This window comes from Vibrio sp. YT-15 (genome assembly GCF_033337445.1).
Classification (GTDB): domain Bacteria; phylum Pseudomonadota; class Gammaproteobacteria; order Enterobacterales; family Vibrionaceae; genus Vibrio; species Vibrio alginolyticus.
The window spans coordinates 74,262-97,131 of sequence record NZ_JAWOQR010000005.1; the positions used below are offsets into that span (position 1 = coordinate 74,262).

A 22,870-nucleotide genomic window follows, 5' to 3' on the forward strand; every position below is an offset into this window, starting at 1 on the left:
AGGCTTTTTATAATGGAGCTGTGTGAGGTAACCGTTTTCTACGGTGTGTAGTATGTTGCTGCGCCAGGGCCTACTGGTAAACCAAATACGAATACCCATAGGTAGAAGAGCACACTCCAACCTACTATGAAGCAGATTGAGTAAGGTAGCATGGTCGCGATCAGCGTACCGATACCTAAGTTCTTCATGTAACGAGTCGCTACGGCAAGAATCAAACCAAAGTAGCTCATCATTGGAGTAATGATGTTTGTCGTCGAGTCACCAATTCGGTAAGCAGCCTGAATCGTTTCCGGTGCATAACCAACAAGCATCAACATAGGAACAAAAATCGGAGCCGTTACTGCCCACTGTGCCGATGCCGAACCAATCATTAGGTTGATAAAGCCACACATCAGGATGAAGGCAAAGAACAACATTGGACCAGTTAAGCCAATTTCTTGCAGGAAGCTAGCGCCAGCAACCGCGAATACCTGACCGAAGTTAGTCCATTTAAAGAAAGCAACGAACTGAGCCGCAAAGAAAACTAATACAATGTACATGCCCATAGAAGACATAGATTTCGCCATTGCATCAATTACATCGCGATCCGTCTTCATCGTGCCAACAACTTTACCAAACACAAAGCCTGGAATAGCAAAGAACACAAAGATGAATGCCACGATACTTTTCAGGAATGGTGAACCTGCAATTGTACCTGCATCAGAACGTAGAATGCCGTCTTCTGGAACAACCGTCCAAGCAAGCAGCGCTGAAACAACCAGTACAGCAACACCTGCTAGTTTTAGGCCTTTCTTCTCAATGTCTGTTAAGCCACCCATTTTGTCGTTCGACAAATCTTCTGAGGCTTCTTCTTCACTGTATTTGCCAAGCTTTGGCTCAACAATTTTTTCAGTAACAAACGCACCTGTGATTGCAATGAAGAATGTCGACACAAACATGAAGTACCAGTTAACTTCTGGACCAACAGTGTAAGTTGGGTCGATCATTTGCGCCGCCGTTTCAGTAATGCCTGACAACAGCGGGTCAACCGTACCAATAAGTAGGTTTGCTGAGTAACCACCAGATACACCAGCGAACGCCGCAGCAAGACCGGCAAGTGGGTGACGACCTAAAGAATGGAACAGCATTGCAGCCAGTGGAATAAGTACCACATAGCCAAGCTCTGATGCCGTATTTGAAATGATACCCGCGAAAACGACCGTCACTGTTACCATGCGTTGAGATGCACCCATTACTAAGCCACGCATTGCTGCAGATAGCAAGCCTGAGTATTCAGCAATAGCAACACCCAACATCGCAACCAATACCGTACCCAAAGGTGCAAAGCCGACAAAGTTTTTCACTAGATTGGTAACGATTAGTTCAAGGCCATCAGCGTTAAGCAAGCTAACGACATGAATCATGCCATCCGCGGCACGACCTTTTGCACCCTCAGGACGAGGATCAACTACGGAAACTTCGAAGTATCCTGCAATACCCGACATCACCAGAATGGCTAAACAGAAAATGGCAAATAGTGTGATCGGGTGGGGTAATAAGTTCCCCAAATATTCGACAGTATCCAAAAAGCGCGTAAACAGCGGCTTCTTAGGCGAGTTTTGTTTAATTGAATCAGATGAACTCATCTGTTCCCTCCTTGTTTTTATTCCTATGCAAATGTGACAAAAATGTCAAAAAGCGTGCGAAGGGTACTTGAGTAGAAGGTCAAATAAAAGCCCTAAATGTTACAAACTGTGACAAACAGAGGCATTTATAACCAACATTAAATAAAAATGTAGATATTTCATCCATGTAAGATAATTAACTCAACATTATCAATTAAACAAAACCATAAGTTAGATATATGCAGGTTGATTACTTTTGCACAGCTTTGAATCTCGGGTTCGTTTTACAAATGACATAAAGACGCCCTCTCCGTTTTACAATCTGGCAATCCGGATGACGACTTTTTGCACTTTTTAATGATTTTACTACCTTCATGATTTATTCCTTTTCGCTCTTAAATTGACCAAAACGACGGTTGAAGTTCGCAATGCGACCTTCGGTTTGTACAACGCGCTGTTTACCGGTGTAGTACGGGTGAGAAGCTGACGACACATCTAACGTAAAGTAAGGGTAAGTTTTGCCATCTTTCCATTCTATGGTTCTCTCCGTTTTCAACGTAGAACCAACGACAAAGTACTTATCTACACTGGTGTCGTGGAACACCACAGGACGATATTCAGGGTGGATTCCTGGTTTCATAATACTTTTCCTTTCAATTAAATTGTTATGTTATAACATTTTAATTAATAATCATTATCAACAAGAAAAGCAAGAGAAATTTGTGATACTTTTCATCTCAATGAATTCTTAAAGATGTCCACCATGTATTCCATCGAACCCATCGGCGTCATTGAGACACCGTACAAAGAAAAGTTTGCAGTTCCGCGCCAACCACGCTTAGTACCAGAGGCTAAAGCACGCGTAAAACTGTTAGGTGCAGCAAATAGCCCTGAAGCAGTGCGTGGGCTAGAACAGTTCTCTCACGTTTGGTTGTTGTTTCTATTTGATCAGAATCTGGAAGCTGGTTGGAAACCAACTGTACGTCCGCCACGATTAGGCGGCAATGAACGAATTGGTGTCTTTGCCTCGCGCTCGACTTTCCGTCCAAACGGAATCGGAATGTCAGCCGTTGAAGTGAAAGGAGTCACTAAGCAAGGCGATCAAATCTATCTTGATTTAGGCAGTGTAGATCTCGTGGATGGGACACCGATTGTGGATATTAAGCCTTATATTCCCTATTCGGATTCTATTTCGGAAGCACAAGGCGGATACGCAGACCAAGAGCCAGAAAAGTCACAAGTCACCTTTTCTGCTCAAGCATTAGCAACGATAGAAAATCGATCCGATACTGACTATGTAAGATCAGTCATTGAACAAGTTCTGGCACAAGATCCTCGCCCTGCATATAAGAAAAACAAGCCGGACGACAAAGAATATGCGGTAAATTTGTTCGACTTGAACGTAAAGTTCACAGCAACAAGCAACTTAATAACGGTTACCGCTATTGAAAGCTTTTGACAAACGCAATTGGCTGATATTATAGACGGCTAACAAATTTCCCTTTCGGGAACTCCCATACTCCTGCTTATTCAAGCTTGAGTATCTAACTTAAATAAACGGATAAATTTAATGCGTACCAGTAATTATCTTCTTTCTACTCTGAAGGAGACTCCAAACGACGCAGAAGTAGTGAGCCACCAGCTCATGCTACGTGCAGGTATGATCCGTAAGCTGGCTTCAGGTTTATACACCTGGCTACCTACTGGTCTACGTGTACTGCGTAAAGTCGAAAACATCGTTCGTCAAGAAATCGACAATGCAGGCGCAGTCGAAACTTTGATGCCCGTTGTTCAGCCGTTTGAACTATGGGAAGAGACAGGCCGCAGCGAAAAGATGGGCCCTGAGCTACTTCGCTTTACTGACCGTCATGTTCGTCCGTTTGTACTTAGCCCAACCGCTGAAGAAGTGATCACTAGCCTTGTTCGCAATGAAGTGAGCTCTTACAAACAGCTTCCGCTAAACCTGTACCAAATCCAAACTAAATTTCGTGACGAACGACGCCCACGTTTTGGCGTAATGCGTTCACGTGAATTCTCAATGATGGATGCGTACAGCTTTGACATTGATAAAGACGGACTACAAAAGTCATACGACGCAATGCACGATGCTTACTGTAAAGCATTCGATCGCATGGGTCTGGATTACCGTCCTGTACTTGCAGATAGCGGTGCTATCGGTGGTAGCGGCTCTCAAGAGTTCCACGTACTGGCTGAAAGCGGCGAAGATATCATCGCATTTTCTAGCGAGTCAGATTACGCGGCAAACATTGAAAAAGCAGAAGCACTAGCTCCAGCCTCTGAGGCTGCGGCACCAACACAAGAAATGACGTTGGTTGATACGCCAAACGCGAAAACAATCGCTGAATTGGTTGAGCAGTTCGAACTACCAATTGAAAAAACAGTGAAAACACTGTTTGTGAAAGCATCTGACGAAGTTGATACGCCAATCATCGCGCTTATTATTCGTGGTGATCATGAACTGAACGAAGTGAAAGCAGAAAACCTTCCTCAGGTTGCAGCTCCATTGGAAATGGCATCTGAAGAAGAAATTCGTGAGCTTATCGGTGCAGGCCCTGGTTCACTAGGCCCTGTTGGCCTTAAACTGCCGTTCATTGTTGACCGCAGCGTTGCGGTAATGAGCGACTTCGGTGCGGGCGCGAACATCGATGGCAAACACTACTTCGGTATTAACTGGGGTCGTGATGTAGAGCTTGGTCAAGTTGAAGACCTACGTAACGTTGTGGAAGGTGACCCAAGCCCATGTGGCAAGGGCATTATCCAGCTTAAGCGTGGTATCGAAGTTGGCCATATCTTCCAACTAGGTAACGCTTACTCCGCAGCGATGAACTGTGGTGTACTGGGTCCTGATGGTAAGAACGTCATCCTAGAAATGGGTTGTTACGGTATCGGTATCACTCGCGTAGTAGCGGCTGCTATTGAACAAAACCACGACAAATACGGCATCATCTGGCCAGATGCAATCGCACCATTCCAGGTAGCGATCGTTCCAATGAACATGCACAAGTCAGAAGAAGTTAAAGAAGCCGCTGAGAAATTGTACGCTGAGCTAACGGCAATGGGCATCGAAGTGCTATTTGACGACCGTAAAGAACGCCCAGGCGTAATGTTCTCTGACATGGAGCTTATTGGTGTACCGCATACAATTATTATCGGTGACCGCTCAATGAAAGAAGGCAACTTCGAATACAAGAACCGTGCTACTGGTGAGAAAACAGCAGTCGCAATGACTGACATTGTTGAGCACGTAAAAGCTCAACTAAAGTAAGCACTCGACGAGTTCGCATTTGAAGTAGTTTCAAATAGTTAAAAAGGGTTGGCTTCGGTCAGCCCTTTTTTATTACAGCTCAACATCCTCCCTCCACCTTTTTCGAACTATTCACTTTGTTAATCTTTGGTTCAGCTTCTTACTATTAAACTGATTTCATCATCTAAAGGAGGTCAGTTATGGATTTAAAAAGTCTTCTAAACCAAGCACTCAAATCAGACTTACTTAAGCAAGGTGCAGATGCATTGGGCAAACAAACCAACAACATCAAATCCTCATCAAATTCAAGTAGCCTAAAAACGCTAGGAGCAGGTGCTGTAGGCGGAGGCCTCATCGGTATGCTGATGGGCTCAAAGAAAAGTAAAAAAATGACTAAAAAAGTAGGGTCAAGCGCATTAAAAGTCGGTGGCGCAGCTGCGCTTGGAGCCTTGGCCTACAAAGTGTATAACGACTGGCAAGCCAAGCAATCCGGTCAAGGTGTTCAAGAAACCTTTGACCCCGATGACAGTAAACACAGTGTCTTAATTTTAAAAGCAATGATTGGAGCTGCAAAAGCTGATGGTCACGTTGATGAAGAGGAAATGGCGCGCATTGAACAAGCTCTCGCGGATATGGGCGCAGATGAGCACGTTCGTCACCTCGTTCAGCAAGAGTTAAACAAACCGCTTGATCCTGCTGAAATTGCTAATCAGGCGACCTCTCCTCAACAAGCGTCAGAAATTTACCTGGCGTCTTTGATCGTCGCTGATGAACAAAACTTTATGGAAAAAGCGTATCTGCAAGAACTAGCAAAACAACTTCAACTTTCACCAGAAGTCACCCAGCAGTTAGAAGCACAAATGCAGTGATTAAATCTCGCTCAAGCAAACCTTCAACTTGAGCCAAAACAACTCTGTACTTTGAGTTTCAAATCCGCTGTGTGTATATTGAGATAAGTTATCATTTAGTGGAAAGAAAACATGCAAGTATACGGCTGTTGTGAACTGGTTCGTGAGCTTTATGCTCAGATTGGTAGTGGCGATCAAGCTTATATTCCCCAAGCAATTTCATGTGCAGTTAAAGCACTGAACGATGTTGCAGCGGATGAGTCCCTGCCTAAAGAAGTGCGTGAAAAAGCGGCATTTGCTGCGGCAAACCTACTGATTTCAGATTTTGAGGATAAGTAATGAATCTAGCGAACTTTGAATCCATGGATCCTGTCATGCTGATGAGCATTGTGAATATGAAGCTACGCGACGACTTCGGTGGTGACTTAGATAAACTGGTGGCTTTCTTCGATATCGAACGCACAGCACTTGAGACAAAACTGGCTTCTGCTGGTTTTGACTTTCTTCCAGAAGCAGGACAATTCCGTTAATCAACACCATTCTTGGCGGATAACCGAAACGAGAATAACCAATATGAAAAAGGGCTTGATGAGTTACCATCAAGCCCTTTTCTTTTATTCGATAGGCGTCTCGGTTAGCCAAATGAAGCCCAGATGACTGTCGCCACAAGAATTGGACATACAAACTTCACATACGCAGGCCATAACTTACCAAACCAACCTTGCGTAAACTCCGGGCAACCTTGCTCAAGCTCTTTGATTTTTGAGTTGCGATTCCATACCCAACCACCAAATAAGCAGAATAAGAGCGCAGCGGTTGGTTGTAGATACTGAGTAGCAACCGTCGCGACCATACCAAATAGAGCACCAAAATTATAAACAATCACCACACTGAACAAGGCAATGAGACCACCTAAAACCCAGCTCGTTGCGCTGCGCTTAGTATTGAAGCGCTCACTCACTAAAGCCACTGGACACTCTAACATTGAAATGGAGGACGTTAACGCCGCAATCGTCAGTAATAAGAAGAACACAATAGAGAACAATTGACCAAGCAAACCTAAGCTATCAAACATCAATGGCAATACGGTAAATACCAACGTATCAGAGCTTAATAGAGAGCCATCTTCTGCATAGATCTGAACGCCCTTTTGCATTGCCACAAACATCGCTGGCATCACCACTAATCCTGCAATGAAAGCAACGGCAGTATCTACCATGGTCACGTTCATCGCCATCTTTGGTAGGCTCTCTTTCTTACTCAAGTAAGAGCCATAAATCAGCATTGAACAGCCACCGATCGTAAGCGAGAAGAAGCCCTGCCCCATTGCGGCAAGAATCAACTTGCGGTCCCATACCTTTTCGAAATCCGGTACCAAGTAATGCTTTAGCCCTTCCATCGCACCGTTTTGCGTCATGATGTAAGCAAACAGTAGAGCAAACAAAACAAACAATGCTGGCATCAAACGTGTGGACCACTTCTCAATACCTTGTTTTACGCCACCTTGTACGATGAGAATCGTCAGTACATAAAAAGTAATGGTTCCGAACAAGTTACGTTCAACACTAAAGCCCTTTAGCCATTGAGTTGCAGCTTCTAACCCCATTAGATCTGTGATTGCACCCAGTAAAAAGCAGATCAACCAACCACCAACAATTGAATAAAACGCTAAGACAGCGCTTGGTACGCTTAAACCAATCCAACCCACAATGCCGCCGAGCTTTTTACCGGTAGGGTTATCTGTGATTGCACGCATACTGTCTACAGGGTTGGCTTGACCATGGCGACCAATCGCCATTTCAACCACCAGCATCGGAAATGCGACGATAAGAATCATCACCAAATAAACTAATAGGAAAGCACCGCCACCATTACTGGCTGCTTGAGTTGGGAAGCCCCAAATATTGCCAAGGCCAACTGCGGCACCTGCGGCAGCTAAGATGAACCCGAGACGAGAGCCAAAATGCTCGCGAGGCTGAGAAGAGGTTTGCTGTGTCATACTACTCACACAAAAATATCATTGAACTAGCTAACTAGTACACTATAGCAATATTCACTATTCAACAAGAGCACCTCGGTTAAATCCTCGACAGTTGAAGTAATTTGTAGTCATTCAGCTTGTAAATTTTAACGTACATCTCATATTCATCGCTCAAAAGCCTCGCGACTGTTGTTCGTTTTACGTGGCTGAATTTTACCAATCCTTCTGCCGTGAAGTGAGCCGAAAAATAATGAGCTCTGGTGTAAGGGACGAACTGTTCCTCGTGATACTGTGTCGAAAAGCAGAATATTGTGCTTCGCTTTTTCCCCCTAATGTCTATTTATCAGCTAGTTATTACTCTGTTCTCATTTATACCCATGATTCAAGGAGAGGAAAATGAAGGTCACCCTACTTCACGGAGCGATGGTTGTAGCACTCAGCGCCAGCTACCAAGCTCAAGCCTATAACTGTCAAAGTCTACCCGACTGGGACAGCACTGCGACTTATACATCGGGCGCTTTAGTAAAAACGCAAGGAGCCGCTTATGAGGCTGCATATTGGACGCAAGGCAATGATCCCGTGACCAACTCAGGATCTTGGGAAGCATGGAAAGCGTTAGGGCAATGTGATGGTGGAAGCAACAATTTATCACCAACGGTGTCGTTCTCCTCTCCAATAAACAACGCACAAATTCCCGAAGGCAGTGCGATCACTTTGTTAGCCAACGCAGCTGACGAAGATGGCCAAATCACACAAATTGAGTTTGTTGCAGGCAACCAAACCGTTGCTGTGGTAACTCAAGCACCATTCGAAGCTTCTTGGACAGCTATTGAAGGGATCTCACAATTGACCGCAATTGCGACAGATAATGAGGGAGCTGTTAGCACCACGACGATTTCTATCCAAGTTCAACCACAAGTCGAATTACCGCCACCAAGCATTTCATTGACAAGCCCAGTAGGCACAGAAGTGCTTAATGTAGGCGATAACCTAACCGTAGCCGCTCAAGCTGACGATATTGATGGTGTGGTCACACAAGTTGAGTTCTTCGTAAACAATCAATCTGTCGCCATTGATACTAGCGCACCTTACGAATATCAATGGACCGCTAGTCCAGGTACATACTCGTTCAAAGCACAAGCGACTGATGATACAAACCTCGCAACGATGAGCCAAGAAGTAGCGCTGGTTATTAGTAATTCAGAAACCGGAACGGGCGGATGTGCAGATGCAGTACCTTATGTGGCAGGCACAAGTTATCAAGCTGGCGACCTGGTTTCTCACTTCAACCAAAAATATCGTTGTGATGTTGCTGGTTGGTGCTCCTCGGATGCGACATGGGCTTACGAGCCTGGTGAAGGGCTATACTGGCAAGATGCTTGGAGTGGCCTAGGTGCTTGTTCGACACCACCGCAAGTTACCATTACGGCACCAACGGATGGACAAGTCGTGCTCGCTGGCAGCAATAACGAAATCACGGCAAACGCAAGCGATGCTGATGGCACAGTCACGCAAGTTGAGTTTTTTGCGAACAACACCAGCTTAGGGGTCACCACTCAAGCGCCATATTCCGTTACTTGGAACGCCACACTTATTGGCGCTAACCAGCTTAAAGCCGTCGCAACCGATAATGATAACAACACGTCAGAGTCCCTGGTTGGTGTGGAAGTCAGCGATAAAGATTTGGTCGTCTCTCTGACTTCACCAAGCAGCGGTCAGACCACCGGATTAGGCAAAAGCCTCGCATTAAGCGCCGATGCAACGTCTTTAACTTCAGGCATTAAACACGTTGATTTCATGATCAACGGCTCTATTGTTGCAACCGATACCACCGCACCTTACACAGCCAACTGGACACCAACTGCAATTGGTAACTTTACAGTTAGCGCCCAAGCTGTGGATTTGTCAGGAAGCAATGCATTGTCTGACGCCGCAGCAATAACGGTGGTTGAGCAAGTAGATAAACGCCATAAACTCATCGGTTACTGGCACAATTTTGTAAATGGAGCGGGCTGTCCAATTCGTCTAGCAGATATGGCAGATGCTTGGGATGTGATTGATATTGCCTTTGCTGAAAATGATCGCAACAGTGATGGCACCGTGCACTTTAATCTATATTCAGGCGATATTTACAGCGATTGTCCAGCACTCGATCCAACACAATTCAAGCAGGACATGGCAGCGCTTCAAGCTAAAGGTAAGAAGTTTGTTCTCTCTCTTGGCGGCGCAGAAGGCACGATTACGCTGAATACCGACCAAGATGAAGCCAACTTTGTCTCTAGCCTAACAGGTCTTATCGCTGAGTGGGGCTTTGATGGTCTAGATGTGGATTTAGAGAGTGGTTCTAACTTAGTTCATGGCTCGCAAATTCAAGCTCGCCTTGGTCGTGCTTTGCTTCAAATAGAGCAAAACATGGGTGGCGATATGTACCTAACCATGGCGCCTGAGCACCCTTATGTTCAAGGTGGTTATGTGGCTTACAGCGGTATTTGGGGGGCGTACATCCCTGTGATTAACGAGACACGCAGCACGCTCGACTTGCTTCACGTCCAGTTATATAACAACGGTGGTTTGCCAAACCCATACTTGCCAAGCAGTGCACCAGAAGGCTCTGTGGATATGATGGTAGCGCAATCTAAAATGCTTATCGAAGGCTTTGAATTGGCCGACGGCACTCAGTTTGCACCACTACGTGATGATCAAGTCGCAATCGGCTTACCTTCAGGTCCTAGCTCGGCAAATTCAGGGCAGGCTCCGACACAGAATATTATCAGCGCACTAGATTGTTTAACCAAAGGCACTTCATGTGGCACCGTCAAGCCAGCGTTCAATTACCCGAATTATGCAGGAGTAATGACATGGTCTATCAACTGGGATCAGCATGATGGTTTTAACTTCTCAAAACCTGTCGGCGATAAGCTCACCGAGATGAACGCGCAATAAGCAACCAAAGAACAAGCGAGTAAAACGCAAAGAGAGCACAATAGTGCTCTCTTTCTTTATCTCATCGAGTTTTTACTTTTTAATGAGTAATTAAATCGTAAATACTCGGTAATCTTTTAGCTCAGGGATTTTCTTCAACAAATCGTCTTCTTGCCCTGCCATGTCATCCAACGAGTCACACAAGTCTTCTGCTTGTTGCTCTACCTCTTTCGAATGCTCAGCTAAACGCTCTTCTACTTTCGCGCTGAGTTCAGCCATACTCTCCGATAATGCAGTGAGGTTTATTCCCCCCTCTTCCTTCATTTTTTTCGATAAAGCATCCAACGAACTCGCTAAAAACTCTTTATTGAAGATCTCTTGTGCTTTTGCAAAGTCTTCAGTCCACCCTTGTGTCATGGACTCAAAACTTTCCGCTGGTAGAATGAAATCGCCATCTTTGTAGTAACGTGATTCAACATCAGCGAAAAAGTCCTGTACTGCGACTTTGACGTTATCAAACGCGCCAGGTGCGTCTAGGCTTTCCGCGACATCATCGATGATGTCATTTGCAAGCGCTAAACCATCACTCGCCAACTGCTTTGCTTGTGGAATATACGCGTTCATTTTTTCGCGATAGTCTTCAATTGCCGCTTTTTGGTCGGCATTGAGTTCAATTAACTCACCTTTGATGAAAAGGTTGTTATCCTCATCCACGACAGCTTTATCACCTGTCGTTTGGCGAATTTCCAAGCTTTGCCCATCCATACGGACTTCATTATTGATGTCCACACGACACTGCGCTGCATAACCAGTAGCACTGACCATCAGCAATGAGAGTGTAAAAAGCTTTTTCATGTCATTCTCTTTTATTTAACATTACTCGTGTTAAACATAACACTGAGTGATACATGAGATGTCAGCAAACCGTCACGACTTCGTAACAAGTTGTTTTTTCTCCTATTTTCACATCAATCTCATCGCCTTCTTCTTTCCCGAATAACGCTCGACCAAGAGGAGATTTTGCTGTTAAGACAAAGACTTCCTGAGCCTGATATTTAACAGTCAGACCACCAGAGCAAGGGCCTACAAAGAAGTGCTTTTCAAGCAAATTCTCATCTGCGAGAACAACGTAAGCACCAACACCAACAGGCGCATTCTTAAAGTTGCGAGTCACTAAAGAACGATATTGACGCAATTCCTCTTCACTATCTTGAATTCGCATGGCTTGTCCATGAGCAAGATACGCGGCTTCAAGTGCCAATGTATCGTACTTGTGCTCGGGAACAGTTTCTTCATCTGTCGCGGCATCGATAGCTCGCTGAGCCGATGCATGGGCAACTTGAAGTTTTTCTTCCAGATGTTGGATGATAATTGGGACTAAGTCAGCTTTGTTCATACTTTTAGGACGCGCGTTTAGTATTCGGGGTGTGTTAATGTAGCCAAGTTTACCATCAAAGAAAGGTTTCCCTATTATGCAAAGTGACTCGCTGCATCAAACACTTCAATCTGTATTTGGTTTTGACTCATTACGCCAAGGTCAGCAACCCGTTATTGAAGCCGTTATGAATGGTTACTCTGCTGCGGCAATCTTTCCTACAGGCTCGGGGAAGTCACTCTGTTATCAACTACCTGCAACCATATTACCCAACCTTACGTTGGTGATCTCTCCGTTGTTGGCGTTAATGAAGGATCAACTGAGCTTTTTACAAAGTAAAGGAATAGCGGCCGCTTCTATCGATAGCAGTCAAAGTAGAGAAGAAGCACAAAAGGTCATGGCTGGCGTGAAGAATGGACAAATCAAAATCTTGATGATTTCTGTTGAGCGGCTAAAAAACGAGCGTTTTCGTGAATTCATTCGCCAAGTACCGATTTCTTTGATGGTCATTGATGAAGCGCACTGTATTTCCGAATGGGGGCATAACTTTCGTCCAGATTATCTCAAACTACCGCAATATCAACGTGAACTGAACATCCCACAGTCTTTACTTCTCACCGCAACGGCAACGCCTGCAGTTATTGAAGACATGCAAAAAAAGTTCGATATTGCCAGTGAACATATTACCGTTACAGGCTTCTACCGCCCCAATCTGGATATATCGGTGATCCCGTGTGAGGAAACAAAGAAACAAGAACAGCTCAGTGAGATCATCGCCTCTTCACCTAAGCTTCCGACCATCATATACGTGACGCAACAGCAAACAGCAGAACGAGTAGCAAAGTCATTAATCCATATTGGCATTAACGCTCACGCATACCACGCTGGCATGAAAAGCGACGTTCGTGCACAAATCCAACAGCAGTTCATGGATGGCCAAATTGACTGTATTGTTGCAACGATTGCATTTGGTATGGGGGTCGATAAATCTGATATTCGACGCGTCATTCACTTCGACTTACCCAAATCAATCGAGAACTACGCACAAGAGATTGGACGTGCAGGCAGGGACGGGCAACGCTCTGAGTGCATTCTGCTAGGCAATACGTCCGGCTTAACGGTGTTGGAGAATTTTGTCTATGGTGACACACCAGAATTTGCGTCAATTAACTATGTAGTCGAGCAAGCGAAAGAACATGCTCCACAATGGGAGGTAGTGCCACTGCGTTTGTCGCGTGAAAGTAATATCCGCCAATTGCCACTCAAAACCTTGTTGGTTTATTTGGAGCTACATAACGTCATTGAAGCAAAGTACAGTTACTTTGCAGAATATCGGTTTAAGTTTTTGCACGATCAGCAATTTATTGTGAATCAATTTCAAGGCGAGCGACGTCAATTTGTGGAGGCTATTTTTTCCTGCTCACAAAAAGCCAAAGTGTGGTGCCAAGTTGATCTAGAAGCGCTATGGATGAACTATCAATCGGAACGCAGCCGAGTTGTCGCAGCGCTCGACTATTTTCACCAGAACGGCTGGATAGAACTAGAGAGCAAACAACTGACGGACGTGTACTCAGTTATGCCAACCAAACAGAGCTCGGATGTTTTAATCCAACAACTGTATGAACTGTTCCAATCCAAAGAAAGCAAAGATATCGAAAGAATCCACACCATGCTGCACTTGTTCCAGTCCGAGCACTGTTTGAGCTCACAATTGGCGAACTACTTTGCGGATCACGATGCACCAAAGCAATGTGGTCACTGCTCCGTGTGTCGTGGTCACGTCGCCACATTCACAGCACCAGAATCTGAAGATATTGAACAATCTCAAGTATCGATATGGGCGCAGGAGTTTATTCAGCTTTCCCCATCGGCCATCAGTAATGATGCCGTTGCTCGCTTCTTGTGCGGAATCAGCACTCCTTTGATTAGCCAGCTAAAAGCCTCAAAGCTAGCAGGTTATGGTGCAATGGCAAACGTAAGTTTTGAGCAGGTATTAACGCAGGTAGAAACGGGAAGGGCCTAAAAAAAGCTCAATTGACGCGCTTGGTCTTCGGGCTTGAGCATCACGTTCAAGCCTAAAAGGCGAATTTCCCGTCCATTTTGGCGTTTAAGAATATCTCTTAGCAAGATCTTGAAGTCCTCAAGCTCTAATTGCGGATGGATGTGCTCAATTGTTGTCAGTTGAAAATCGGCAAATTTGACTTTAATACCTTGTTTAATAATCGACTTATCTGGGCTTGCACGCTCTAAACGTTTCTCGAGTTCAGGATAAAGTTTCTCCTCAATCACTTGCCAACATTCATCATAGGTTGCGATGTTCTGGCTGAATGTCCTTTCCACACCGACGGACTTTCTCTCGCGCTCAACAACGACTTCTCGATTATCAATTCCATGGCTTCGCTGCCATAAGGAGGCACCCTGGCGACCAAACTGCCTCAACAACTCTCGATAGTCACTGTTTTTAATGTCCTCACATCGATAAAAACCGGCTTGGTGGAGCTTCTCAAGACTCACTTTTCCCACACCAGGAATGTTCTCTAGCGGAAGACTATCGATAACCTCTTGGACTTTCTCTGGCGGAATCACAAACTGACCGTTGGGCTTGTTCATGTCTGACGCGACCTTGGCAAGAAACTTAATCGGAGCAATGCCCGCCGATGCCGTCAACCCAAGTTCACTCCAGATATCACGGCGAATTGACTCTGCGATCAACGTTGCGGAGCCACGGCAAGCTGTCGAGTCCGTGACATCGAGGTATGCTTCATCCAATGAGAGAGGTTCAATGATAGGCGTATAACGCTCAAAAATAGCACGAATTTGCTGAGAGACTTGTTTGTATACATGCATTCTACCGGGCACAACCAACAAATGAGGACAGAGTTGCAGCGCGCGCGCCGTTGACATTGCACTGCGAACACCATATTTACGCGCATCATAATTACAGGTGCTAATCACTCCACGCTGCTTTTCATGTCCGCCAACAGCGAGTGCAATGCCACGGTAACTGGGGTTATCTCTCATCTCTACGGCAGCATAAAAACAATCCATATCGACATGAATAATTTTTCTAATTCGATCTGACATAGCCATCAAAGCACTGTTCAAAAAAACAGTATAAATCAAATCTACCTGAAGAGAAATGGGCGTGTTTAAACGAACGTCAATCTCGAAGCATTACGTCCAATTGATCGACCAATTCGGCCCAATCTGCATCTTCTTCGATGGCTTGTTTTAGAAAGTTCGCCTGTGACATCGTCCAAAAGCTAGCTTCATGTAAAGGCGCAGAATCTCTTTTGTGTCGATGTTGATTAATAAAATCTTTCATTTCTTGAGGAGAGCTACCGAGGCCCAGTTGTTGAAATAGCTCAGCCATACCATGTTGATGCATTTCCATACTACTTTCTCCCTACGTTAGCTAAACATAATTATATAACTAAGACAGGAATAATGATGTGATGTTAACGGATGCGTGTCAAACATTTGAGTAGTTGTTCTACTTTTGGTTGACATGTGTTTTTTGATGGCGATAAGTTTAATTTTAGTTATCATTGATTTTAAACAATTAATTTTGGGGACTGCGCTTGAGTAATAAGATTCTGGTTGTTGAAGATAGTCGTGCATTTAAAAACTTTCTTTGCCAAACAATAAGCCAAGCTGGTTATGAGGTCATCGCAGCGGAAAGCTACGCGGAGGCAAAGAACTTGTTATCTTCAGCACAGGACCTCTTCTGTGCGGTTTTAGACTATTGTTTACCGGATGCTCAAGATGGCGAGATTATTGATCTCGTTTTGGAACATGGTCATCGTGTCATTGTTTTAACGGCTCGATTTCAAGAAGACACTCGCGAAAAGATGCTTGCAAAAGGTGTCCTCGACTATATTTTGAAAGACAGCATGGCGTCCGTTTCCTATCTATTACCACTCCTCAAGCGACTAACCAACAATCAACAACACAAATGTTTAGTCGTTGATGATTCACACACCGTAAGAAGACACATTGCCCAACTTTTGGAGCATCAATATATTCAGACGTTGGAAGCTGACAATGGGCAAAAAGCCCTAGAGCTTGTCGAGCAAAATCCAGATATCACTCTCGTTTTAACCGACCATGATATGCCCGTTAAAGATGGCATTACTATGGTGCGTGAATTACGTCGGAAGTGGGATAAAAATCAATTAGCCATTCTCGGCTTGTCGGGTAGTAACTCTAAGACCATGACGGCTAGGTTTCTAAAAGCAGGGGCCAATGACTTTTTATACAAGCCATTTAATCAAGAAGAATTTTTTTGCCGTATTCACCAACTGTTAGATATCAAAGACGCAACATCTGAACTGTTTAAAATGGCAAATCAAGATGCGCTAACGGGCTTATGGAACCGCCGCTTTCTGTTTGAGCAGCCCCATGTAGAAAACGCTCAAAGAAACATCGCGATGCTTGATATCGATTTCTTTAAGCAAGTAAATGATACACACGGACATGAGGGCGGCGATGCAGTGCTAGTCATGATAGCGAATATTCTAAAAATCTATTTTCCAAATGATATTGTCGCTAGGCTTGGTGGTGAGGAGTTTTGTATTCAAGCCAGTGGCGACTATGACGGCTTTCTAACACGCTTAGAACAAATGAGACAGCGCATAGAAAAAACGCCAATAACTTATTTGGACAAAAACATTCTTGTGACCGCGAGTATTGGTGTAAGCAACATCGTGGGGGAGCTAGAACAACAAATAAAAGTGGCGGATGAGCGACTTTACATGGCCAAAGAGAACGGACGTAACCAAATCATTGCTTCGTCCTAATGATTATCGATGTAGTCTTGCTCTATAACATGAGAGAAAGAAACAACAAAACACGGTATTGAGCTCTTTCTCGGACATCTGAGTTTTGGTTAGCCGCCTAAAAATAAAGCTCAGCAGAACGCTGAGCTTTATCACTTTCTTAGTACGATTAACCAATACTAAGCAATTCTATCTTTTTCCCACGCCGCCAATTTCTCAGCACGCGCAGCCTCTCGCGCTTCACGTTTTTTACGCGCATCGCAGGGTTCTGGACAATTACACACTTTTTCGATGCCAACTGCCCCTAAGCCACCACAGCTACCTTTCACGACTTTCTTTTGGAAAATGTATCCGACAGCCATTGCAGTGATTACCGCGACAAACACAGCAAAGGTAATTAGAAATGTATTCATAAAAACATGCTCACTTCTGTTGTTATTTCTTCATGAATGGCTTGTATGCTTCCGAAGCCAACTCTTTAAAACCATCTTCCGTTTTCACAATCATGAAAACAGGAATATTATTTTCGTTCGCAATTGCCATGCCTTTGTCTTCACCTAGCACCATAAGACCAGTTGCAAGACCATCAGCAGTCATCGACGATTTATCTAATACCGTTACAGACACCACTTTATGATGAATTGGTTTGCCTGTTCGTGGATTAATAATATGAGAGTATCTCACACCATTACTCTCAAAGTAATTACGATAGTCACCACTTGTTGCAATTGCCATGTCGCCTGGTTCAATAATTTCTTGAATTGAACGTTCATCAACGGTCGGTTTTTCAATTGCGATACGCCAAGGCACACCTTCACGATTGACACCTTTGAGACGCATTTCACCGCCAACTTCGACCATAAAGTTCTGTACCCCTTCAGATTGAAGGTAGTCAGCAACCACGTCAACCCCCCAACCTTTCGCAATCGTCGATAGGTCGACGTACAAGTTAGGAAGATCTTTGGACAGTTTATTACCATCAACAGATAGGTGGTGAATACCGGTATTTGCTTTGCGAGCAGCGAGTTCTTCATCGGTTGGAACTACATCTGGACGAGCTTCTGGACCAAACCCCCACAGATTAACTAGAGGGCCGACCGTCACATCCAACGCGCCTAAAGTAAGACCGTTAAGACGAATTGCTTCTTTCACTACCGTTGCTGTTTGTGTCGAAACTGTAAATGGCTCGCTCGTTTGATGCTGGTTAAAACGACTTAACTCTGAGTCGTCACGATAGGTCGACATTTGGTCATTAACCTCTTCCAATAAGCGATCAATTTCTATCTGCATCTCTTTTGGCGTTGGAATACCATCTTGCTCGATATACTTGATGTTGTAAGAAGTCCCCATGGTAGGACCACTTAAATGAATTTGATCTGCAGGCTGCTCACAGCCAGCCAAAATCAATAGAGAAGCGAATGCAACAAGCCACTTTTTCACTTGTTAACTCCCAATGTTGTTGAATTGATATGGGAAATAGGACCAATCCTTTCAATCCGATTACCTATATCAACTGTTGAGTATCAGTTTTATGTCTATAAAAAATAATGGCTAGCTCTTGGAGAGCTAGCCATAGATTCAATCACTTGGAGGAATTAACCACCGAAGTCATCTAGTAGGATGTTTTCATCCTCTACACCTAGATCTTTCAGCATGCCGATTACAGCAGCGTTCATCATAGGTGGACCACACATGTAGTATTCACAGTCTTCTGGCGCTTCGTGATCACGTAGGTAGTTCTCGTAAAGAACGTTGTGAATAAAGCCAGTGTAACCATCCCAGTTATCTTCTGGAAGTGGATCAGACAGTGCACAGTGCCATACGAAGTTGTCATTCTCAGCTTGTAGCATATCGAAATCTTCTACGTAGAACATTTCACGCTTAGAACGTGCGCCGTACCAGAAAGACATCTTACGCTTAGAGTGCAGACGCTTAAGTTGGTCGAAGATGTGTGAGCGCATTGGAGCCATACCAGCACCACCACCAACGAATACCATTTCTGCATCTGTATCTTTCGCAAAGAACTCACCAAATGGACCAGAAATAGTACACTTGTCGCCTTCTTTTAGAGACCAGATGTACGAAGACATGATGCCTGGTGGTACGTCTGGGTTGTTCGGCGGCGGAGTTGCGATACGAACGTTAAGCATGATGATACCGTGCTCTTCTGGGTAGTTAGCCATAGAGTATGCACGAATGGTATCTTCATTAACTTTAGACTCGTAACGGAAAAGGTTGAACTTCTCCCAGTCTTCACGGTATTCCTCAGGAATATCGTAGTCTGCGTATTTCACGTGGTGAGCAGGAGCTTCAATCTGGATGTAACCACCAGCACGGAAAGGTACTGATTCGCCATCTGGAATTTGCAGCTTAAGCTCTTTGATGAATGTCGCTTTGTTATCGTTAGAGATAACAGTACATTCCCACTTCTTAACGCCGAAGATTTCTTCAGGAAGCTCGATATCCATGTCAGTTTTCATTGCAACCTGACACGCTAGACGCTCACCTTCACGCGCTTCACCTTTAGTAATATGGTCAAGCTCGGTTGGTAGGATGTCGCCACCACCTGATTTAACTTTTACGCGACACTGACCACATGAGCCACCGCCACCACAAGCAGAAGATACGAATACGCCAGCACCTGCTAGAGCACTCAGTAGCTTACCACCTGGTTGTGTAACGATCGCCAGAGAAGGGTCATCGTTCACAGAAATTGTAATGTCACCTGTTGGTACAAGCTTAGACTTAGCGAAAAGAATCACTAGTACTAGTGCAAGTACGATCAGAGTAAACATCACTACACCAAGAATAATGTCCATTGACTATTCCTTAATTGTTGCGGTTTACCCGACTTACAGTTGAACACCAGAGAAAGACATAAAGCCTAACGCCATAAGACCTACAGTGATAAATGTGATACCAAGACCACGTAGACCTGGAGGTACGTCAGAGTACTTCATCTTCTCACGGATACCTGCAAGAGCAACGATTGCTAGCATCCAGCCCACACCAGAGCCGAAACCGTAAACGATCGATTCAGCAAAGTTGTAGTCACGTTGTACCATGAAAGATACACCACCGAAGATTGCACAGTTTACTGTGATCAGCGGTAGGAAGATGCCTAGCGCGTTGTACAAAGGTGGGAAGAAACGGTCTAGGACCATCTCTAGAATCTGTACAAGTGCTGCAATTACACCGATAAAGGTGATGAAGTTTAGGAAGCTAAGGTCCACGCCCTCAACTAACGCGTTCTCTCTCAGAACTAGGTTGTATACCAGGTTGTTCACAGGAACAGCGATAGTCAGAACTACCACAACTGCAACACCTAGGCCGAAAGAGGTCTTAACCTTCTTAGATACGGCAAGGAAAGTACACATACCTAGGAAGAAAGACAGAGCCATGTTTTCGATGAAAATCGATTTAACTAACAGACTAATGTAATGTTCCATGACGTCCTTACTCCTTCGCTTCTACTTGTTCTGGTTTCAGAATACGGATTACCCAGATAAGGAAGCCGATTAGGAAGAATGCTGATGGTGCTAGTAGCATTAGGCCGTTAGGCTGGTACCAACCACCGTTGCTCACTAGAGGTAGAACTTCTAGACCAAATAGTTTGCCTGAGCCAAATAGCTCGCGGAAGAAACCTACAGTGATAAGAACGAAGCCGTAACCTAGACCGTTACCAATACCGTCAATAAGAGATGGTACTGGCGCAGACTTCATTGCGAATGCTTCAGCACGACCCATTACGATACAGTTAGTGATAATCAGACCAACGAATACAGATAGCTGTTTAGAGATATCGTATAGGTAAGCTTTTAGCACTTGGTCTACCACGATTACTAACGATGCGATGATTGCCATCTGAACGATGATACGCACACTGTTAGGAATGTGGTTACGGATCAATGAAACAGAGAAGTTAGACAACGCAGTTACAAATGTTACCGCTAGTGTCATTACAAAAGCTGTTTCTAGTTTAGTTGTTACTGCAAGAGCAGAACATACACCAAGAACTTGTAGCGCGATTGGGTTGTTATCCAACACTGGCGCTAGGATGCTCTTTTTAACGTTTTGTGCACTAGACATTAGTTAAGTTCTCCGTCACGAACTTTTGCTAGGAAAGGACCAAAGCCCATATCACCTAACCAGAAGTCAAATGTGTGTTGAACACCATTACTAGTGAGCGTCGCTCCTGATAGGCCATCAACACCGTGCTCAGAACCTTGCGGTGCGCCGCCTTTCACGACCTTAATCGCTGGCTGGTGATCTTCATTGTACAATTTCTTGCCAATGAATTGATCGCGCCATGAAGGGTTCTCTACTTCACCACCAAGTCCAGGAGTTTCACCTTGCTCGTAGTAAGTAATAGCAGACACAGTGTTACCATCAGTTTCAACGGCTACAAAGGCATACATCATCGACCATAGTCCTTTACCGTGCATAGGCAGGATAACTTTTTGGACTTCATCTTGATCTTTTACAAGGTACACTACTGCTGTATTCGCGCGACGACGGATATCAGCTACGTCTTCTTCTGGTGTCAATGCGATTGAACGTTCTGCATCTTTTGATGCTTCACGTTGATCGTACGTAGATGCATTACCCTCAGTAAAGTTACCTGTTTCAAGGTCTACTAGACGAGGTTCGATGTACTCAGCAAATAGCTCTGGTACTTTCTTACCGTTTGCGTCAATGCCTGCAACTTCAACGATCTTTGATTGCTTATCTAGGACAGCGTTAGCTTTTTGCTTATCACGCAGACCTACTGCTGCTGTTGATACGATGATTGAACAAACAAGGCTCAACCCGATAACAACACCCAGCGTCTTTTTAATGCTGTCGTTATTACTTGCCATAGCGTGCTAGTCTCCGCTTGATGTTCTTCTCAATCACTACATGGTCGAACAGAGGTGCGAATAGGTTCGCGAATAGAATCGCCAGCATCATACCTTCTGGGTACGCTGGGTTAACTACACGGATCATCACACACATTGCACCAATCAGGATGCCGTACCACCATTTACCTTTGCTAGTAAATGACGCTGATACTGGGTCCGTTGCCATGAAGAACATACCGAATGCAAAACCACCTAGAACTAGGTGCCAGTGCCATGGCATATTAAACATTGGATTAGTGTCAGAACCGATCACGTTAAACAGAGTCGATACTGCGATCATACCGATCATTACACCCGCAATGATGCGCCATGAAGCGATTCGCATGTAAACGATCATCGCTGCACCGATCATTAGAGCTAGAGTCGATACTTCACCAATTGAACCAGGGATGTTACCGATGAACGCATCCATCCAAGTGATAGGAGCGCCAGTTACTGTGTTAACTAGAGCACCGTTACCACCTTGAGCCCATTGGCTAAGAGCAGTTGCACCAGAGAAGCCGTCAGCTGCAGTCCATACTACGTCACCCGAAATTTGCGCTGGGTAAGCGAAGAATAGAAATGCACGACCTGCAAGTGCAGGGTTAAGGAAGTTACGACCTGTACCACCGAAGATCTCTTTTGCTACAACAACACCAAATGTGATACCTAGCGCCGCTTGCCATAGAGGTAGCGTTGGTGGAACGATAAGTGCGAATAAGATAGAAGTTACAAAGAAACCTTCGTTAACTTCGTGCTTACGCACCATACAGAACAACACTTCCCAGAAACCACCAACAATAAATACTGTTGCGTAGATTGGCAGGAAGTAAGTCGCACCTAGTAGCATCTTACTGCCAACACCCGCTTCCGCACCGATAGTGCCGCCAAGCATTTCTGTTAGCCAGTAGTGCCAGTTACCTGCGATAACTGTCGCTAGTTGGTCACCAGCGTACATGTGGTTAAGTGCTGCAATAGCTTGGCCACCTGCGTTGTACATACCCCAGAACATTGCTGGGAATACCGCAAACCAAACCATGATCATGATACGTTTTAGGTCAACGCTATCACGAACGTGCGAGCTTTTATTTGTTACGATACCTGGCGTGTAAAAAACTGTTGCTACAGCTTCGTACAGGGCAAACCATTTTTCGTGTTTGCCACCAGGCTCAAAATGATGCTCGATGTCTTCAAGAAACTTTTTAAGAGCCATGAAA

The 22,870-nt window shown here is 44.6% G+C and carries 23 protein-coding genes; 8 read left to right on the forward strand and 15 right to left on the reverse strand.

Going from position 1 to position 22,870, the window contains the following annotated elements; all coding sequences use genetic code 11:
- Positions 1-38: 38 nt before the first annotated feature.
- The 3 genes from R7D93_RS11485 to R7D93_RS11495 all read right to left on the reverse strand — a co-directional run bounded on the left by R7D93_RS11485 (position 39) and on the right by R7D93_RS11495 (position 2,244).
- Positions 39-1,625, reverse strand: coding sequence for an AbgT family transporter (locus tag R7D93_RS11485; protein ID WP_005380301.1), 1,587 nt, complete (start codon positions 1,623-1,625; stop codon positions 39-41).
- A 229-nt stretch (positions 1,626-1,854) separates the two neighbouring features.
- Positions 1,855-1,980: a type B 50S ribosomal protein L36 gene (ykgO, locus tag R7D93_RS11490; protein WP_005380299.1), complete on the reverse strand. Its 126-nt coding sequence runs from the start codon at positions 1,978-1,980 to the stop codon at positions 1,855-1,857.
- Positions 1,981-1,983: 3 nt separating this feature from the next.
- A complete protein-coding gene (locus tag R7D93_RS11495) occupies positions 1,984-2,244 on the reverse strand; it encodes a type B 50S ribosomal protein L31 (protein ID WP_005380295.1) in 261 nt (86 codons plus the stop codon).
- A 123-nt stretch (positions 2,245-2,367) separates the two neighbouring features.
- Between R7D93_RS11495 and tsaA the strand changes: the two genes are divergently transcribed.
- From tsaA to R7D93_RS11520, 5 genes are all read left to right on the forward strand, one after another.
- On the forward strand, positions 2,368-3,063 hold the full coding sequence (gene tsaA, locus R7D93_RS11500) for a tRNA (N6-threonylcarbamoyladenosine(37)-N6)-methyltransferase TrmO (protein WP_005380294.1): 696 nt from the start codon (positions 2,368-2,370) through the stop codon (positions 3,061-3,063).
- Positions 3,064-3,174: 111 nt separating this feature from the next.
- Positions 3,175-4,890, forward strand: coding sequence for a proline--tRNA ligase (locus R7D93_RS11505; protein WP_017820763.1), 1,716 nt, complete (start codon positions 3,175-3,177; stop codon positions 4,888-4,890).
- 179 nt (positions 4,891-5,069) lie between these two features.
- Positions 5,070-5,738 carry a tellurite resistance TerB family protein gene (locus R7D93_RS11510; RefSeq protein WP_017820764.1) on the forward strand — a complete coding sequence of 223 codons (669 nt, stop codon included), beginning with the start codon at positions 5,070-5,072 and terminating at the stop codon, positions 5,736-5,738.
- Between the two features lie 111 nt (positions 5,739-5,849).
- Entirely contained in the window at positions 5,850-6,056 is a 207-nt protein-coding gene (locus R7D93_RS11515) for a YaeP family protein (RefSeq protein WP_005391765.1), read from the forward strand.
- The gene (locus tag R7D93_RS11520) at positions 6,056-6,247 is read left to right on the forward strand and encodes a DUF4250 domain-containing protein (RefSeq protein WP_005380289.1); all 192 of its coding nucleotides are present in this window, start codon (positions 6,056-6,058) and stop codon (positions 6,245-6,247) included. The genes R7D93_RS11515 and R7D93_RS11520 overlap by 1 nt, the downstream gene beginning before the upstream one ends.
- Before the next feature lie 104 nt (positions 6,248-6,351).
- On the opposite strand, the gene R7D93_RS11525 is transcribed toward R7D93_RS11520, so the two are convergent.
- A complete protein-coding gene (locus R7D93_RS11525; RefSeq protein WP_213868624.1) occupies positions 6,352-7,716 on the reverse strand; it encodes a sodium-dependent transporter in 1,365 nt (454 codons plus the stop codon).
- A 378-nt stretch (positions 7,717-8,094) separates the two neighbouring features.
- On the opposite strand from R7D93_RS11525, the gene R7D93_RS11530 reads away from it, so the two are divergent.
- Positions 8,095-10,641 carry an Ig-like domain-containing protein gene (locus tag R7D93_RS11530; protein WP_213868626.1) on the forward strand — a complete coding sequence of 849 codons (2,547 nt, stop codon included), beginning with the start codon at positions 8,095-8,097 and terminating at the stop codon, positions 10,639-10,641.
- 90 nt (positions 10,642-10,731) lie between these two features.
- Here the strand turns inward: R7D93_RS11530 and R7D93_RS11535 are convergent, their stop codons facing one another.
- Entirely contained in the window at positions 10,732-11,475 is a 744-nt protein-coding gene (locus tag R7D93_RS11535; protein ID WP_005385316.1) for a YggN family protein, read from the reverse strand.
- 61 nt (positions 11,476-11,536) lie between these two features.
- Positions 11,537-12,016, reverse strand: a complete 480-nt coding sequence (locus R7D93_RS11540; protein WP_017820768.1) for a GreA/GreB family elongation factor — start codon at positions 12,014-12,016, stop codon at positions 11,537-11,539.
- Between the two features lie 76 nt (positions 12,017-12,092).
- On the opposite strand from R7D93_RS11540, the gene R7D93_RS11545 reads away from it, so the two are divergent.
- On the forward strand, positions 12,093-14,018 hold the full coding sequence (locus R7D93_RS11545; RefSeq protein WP_225496623.1) for an ATP-dependent DNA helicase RecQ: 1,926 nt from the start codon (positions 12,093-12,095) through the stop codon (positions 14,016-14,018).
- On the opposite strand, the gene dinB is transcribed toward R7D93_RS11545, so the two are convergent.
- Entirely contained in the window at positions 14,015-15,079 is a 1,065-nt protein-coding gene (gene dinB, locus R7D93_RS11550; protein WP_025768236.1) for a DNA polymerase IV, read from the reverse strand. The genes R7D93_RS11545 and dinB overlap by 4 nt on opposite strands.
- A 76-nt stretch (positions 15,080-15,155) precedes the next feature.
- A complete protein-coding gene (locus R7D93_RS11555) occupies positions 15,156-15,389 on the reverse strand; it encodes a DUF2789 domain-containing protein (RefSeq protein WP_005380277.1) in 234 nt (77 codons plus the stop codon).
- Positions 15,390-15,576: 187 nt separating this feature from the next.
- Between R7D93_RS11555 and R7D93_RS11560 the strand changes: the two genes are divergently transcribed.
- A complete protein-coding gene (locus R7D93_RS11560; protein ID WP_225496626.1) occupies positions 15,577-16,794 on the forward strand; it encodes a response regulator in 1,218 nt (405 codons plus the stop codon).
- A gap of 158 nt (positions 16,795-16,952) precedes the next feature.
- Here R7D93_RS11560 and nqrM read toward each other — a convergent pair whose 3' ends face one another.
- The 7 genes from nqrM to R7D93_RS11595 form a co-directional block, all read right to left on the reverse strand.
- Complete coding sequence (gene nqrM, locus R7D93_RS11565) at positions 16,953-17,186, reverse strand: (Na+)-NQR maturation NqrM (protein ID WP_005380273.1); 234 nt, start codon at positions 17,184-17,186, stop codon at positions 16,953-16,955.
- Positions 17,187-17,208: 22 nt separating this feature from the next.
- Positions 17,209-18,213: an FAD:protein FMN transferase gene (locus R7D93_RS11570; RefSeq protein ID WP_213868632.1), complete on the reverse strand. Its 1,005-nt coding sequence runs from the start codon at positions 18,211-18,213 to the stop codon at positions 17,209-17,211.
- 155 nt (positions 18,214-18,368) lie between these two features.
- Positions 18,369-19,592, reverse strand: a complete 1,224-nt coding sequence (gene nqrF / locus R7D93_RS11575) for an NADH:ubiquinone reductase (Na(+)-transporting) subunit F (protein ID WP_213868634.1) — start codon at positions 19,590-19,592, stop codon at positions 18,369-18,371.
- A 33-nt stretch (positions 19,593-19,625) separates the two neighbouring features.
- On the reverse strand, positions 19,626-20,222 hold the full coding sequence (nqrE, locus tag R7D93_RS11580; protein WP_005380270.1) for an NADH:ubiquinone reductase (Na(+)-transporting) subunit E: 597 nt from the start codon (positions 20,220-20,222) through the stop codon (positions 19,626-19,628).
- Between the two features lie 7 nt (positions 20,223-20,229).
- On the reverse strand, positions 20,230-20,862 hold the full coding sequence (locus R7D93_RS11585; protein ID WP_005380269.1) for an NADH:ubiquinone reductase (Na(+)-transporting) subunit D: 633 nt from the start codon (positions 20,860-20,862) through the stop codon (positions 20,230-20,232).
- Positions 20,862-21,632, reverse strand: a complete 771-nt coding sequence (locus tag R7D93_RS11590; RefSeq protein ID WP_005380267.1) for a Na(+)-translocating NADH-quinone reductase subunit C — start codon at positions 21,630-21,632, stop codon at positions 20,862-20,864. The genes R7D93_RS11585 and R7D93_RS11590 overlap by 1 nt, the downstream gene beginning before the upstream one ends.
- Positions 21,622-22,866, reverse strand: a complete 1,245-nt coding sequence (locus R7D93_RS11595; RefSeq protein WP_005380265.1) for an NADH:ubiquinone reductase (Na(+)-transporting) subunit B — start codon at positions 22,864-22,866, stop codon at positions 21,622-21,624. Before R7D93_RS11595 ends, R7D93_RS11590 begins: the two co-directional genes overlap by 11 nt.
- Positions 22,867-22,870: the final 4 nt, after the last annotated feature.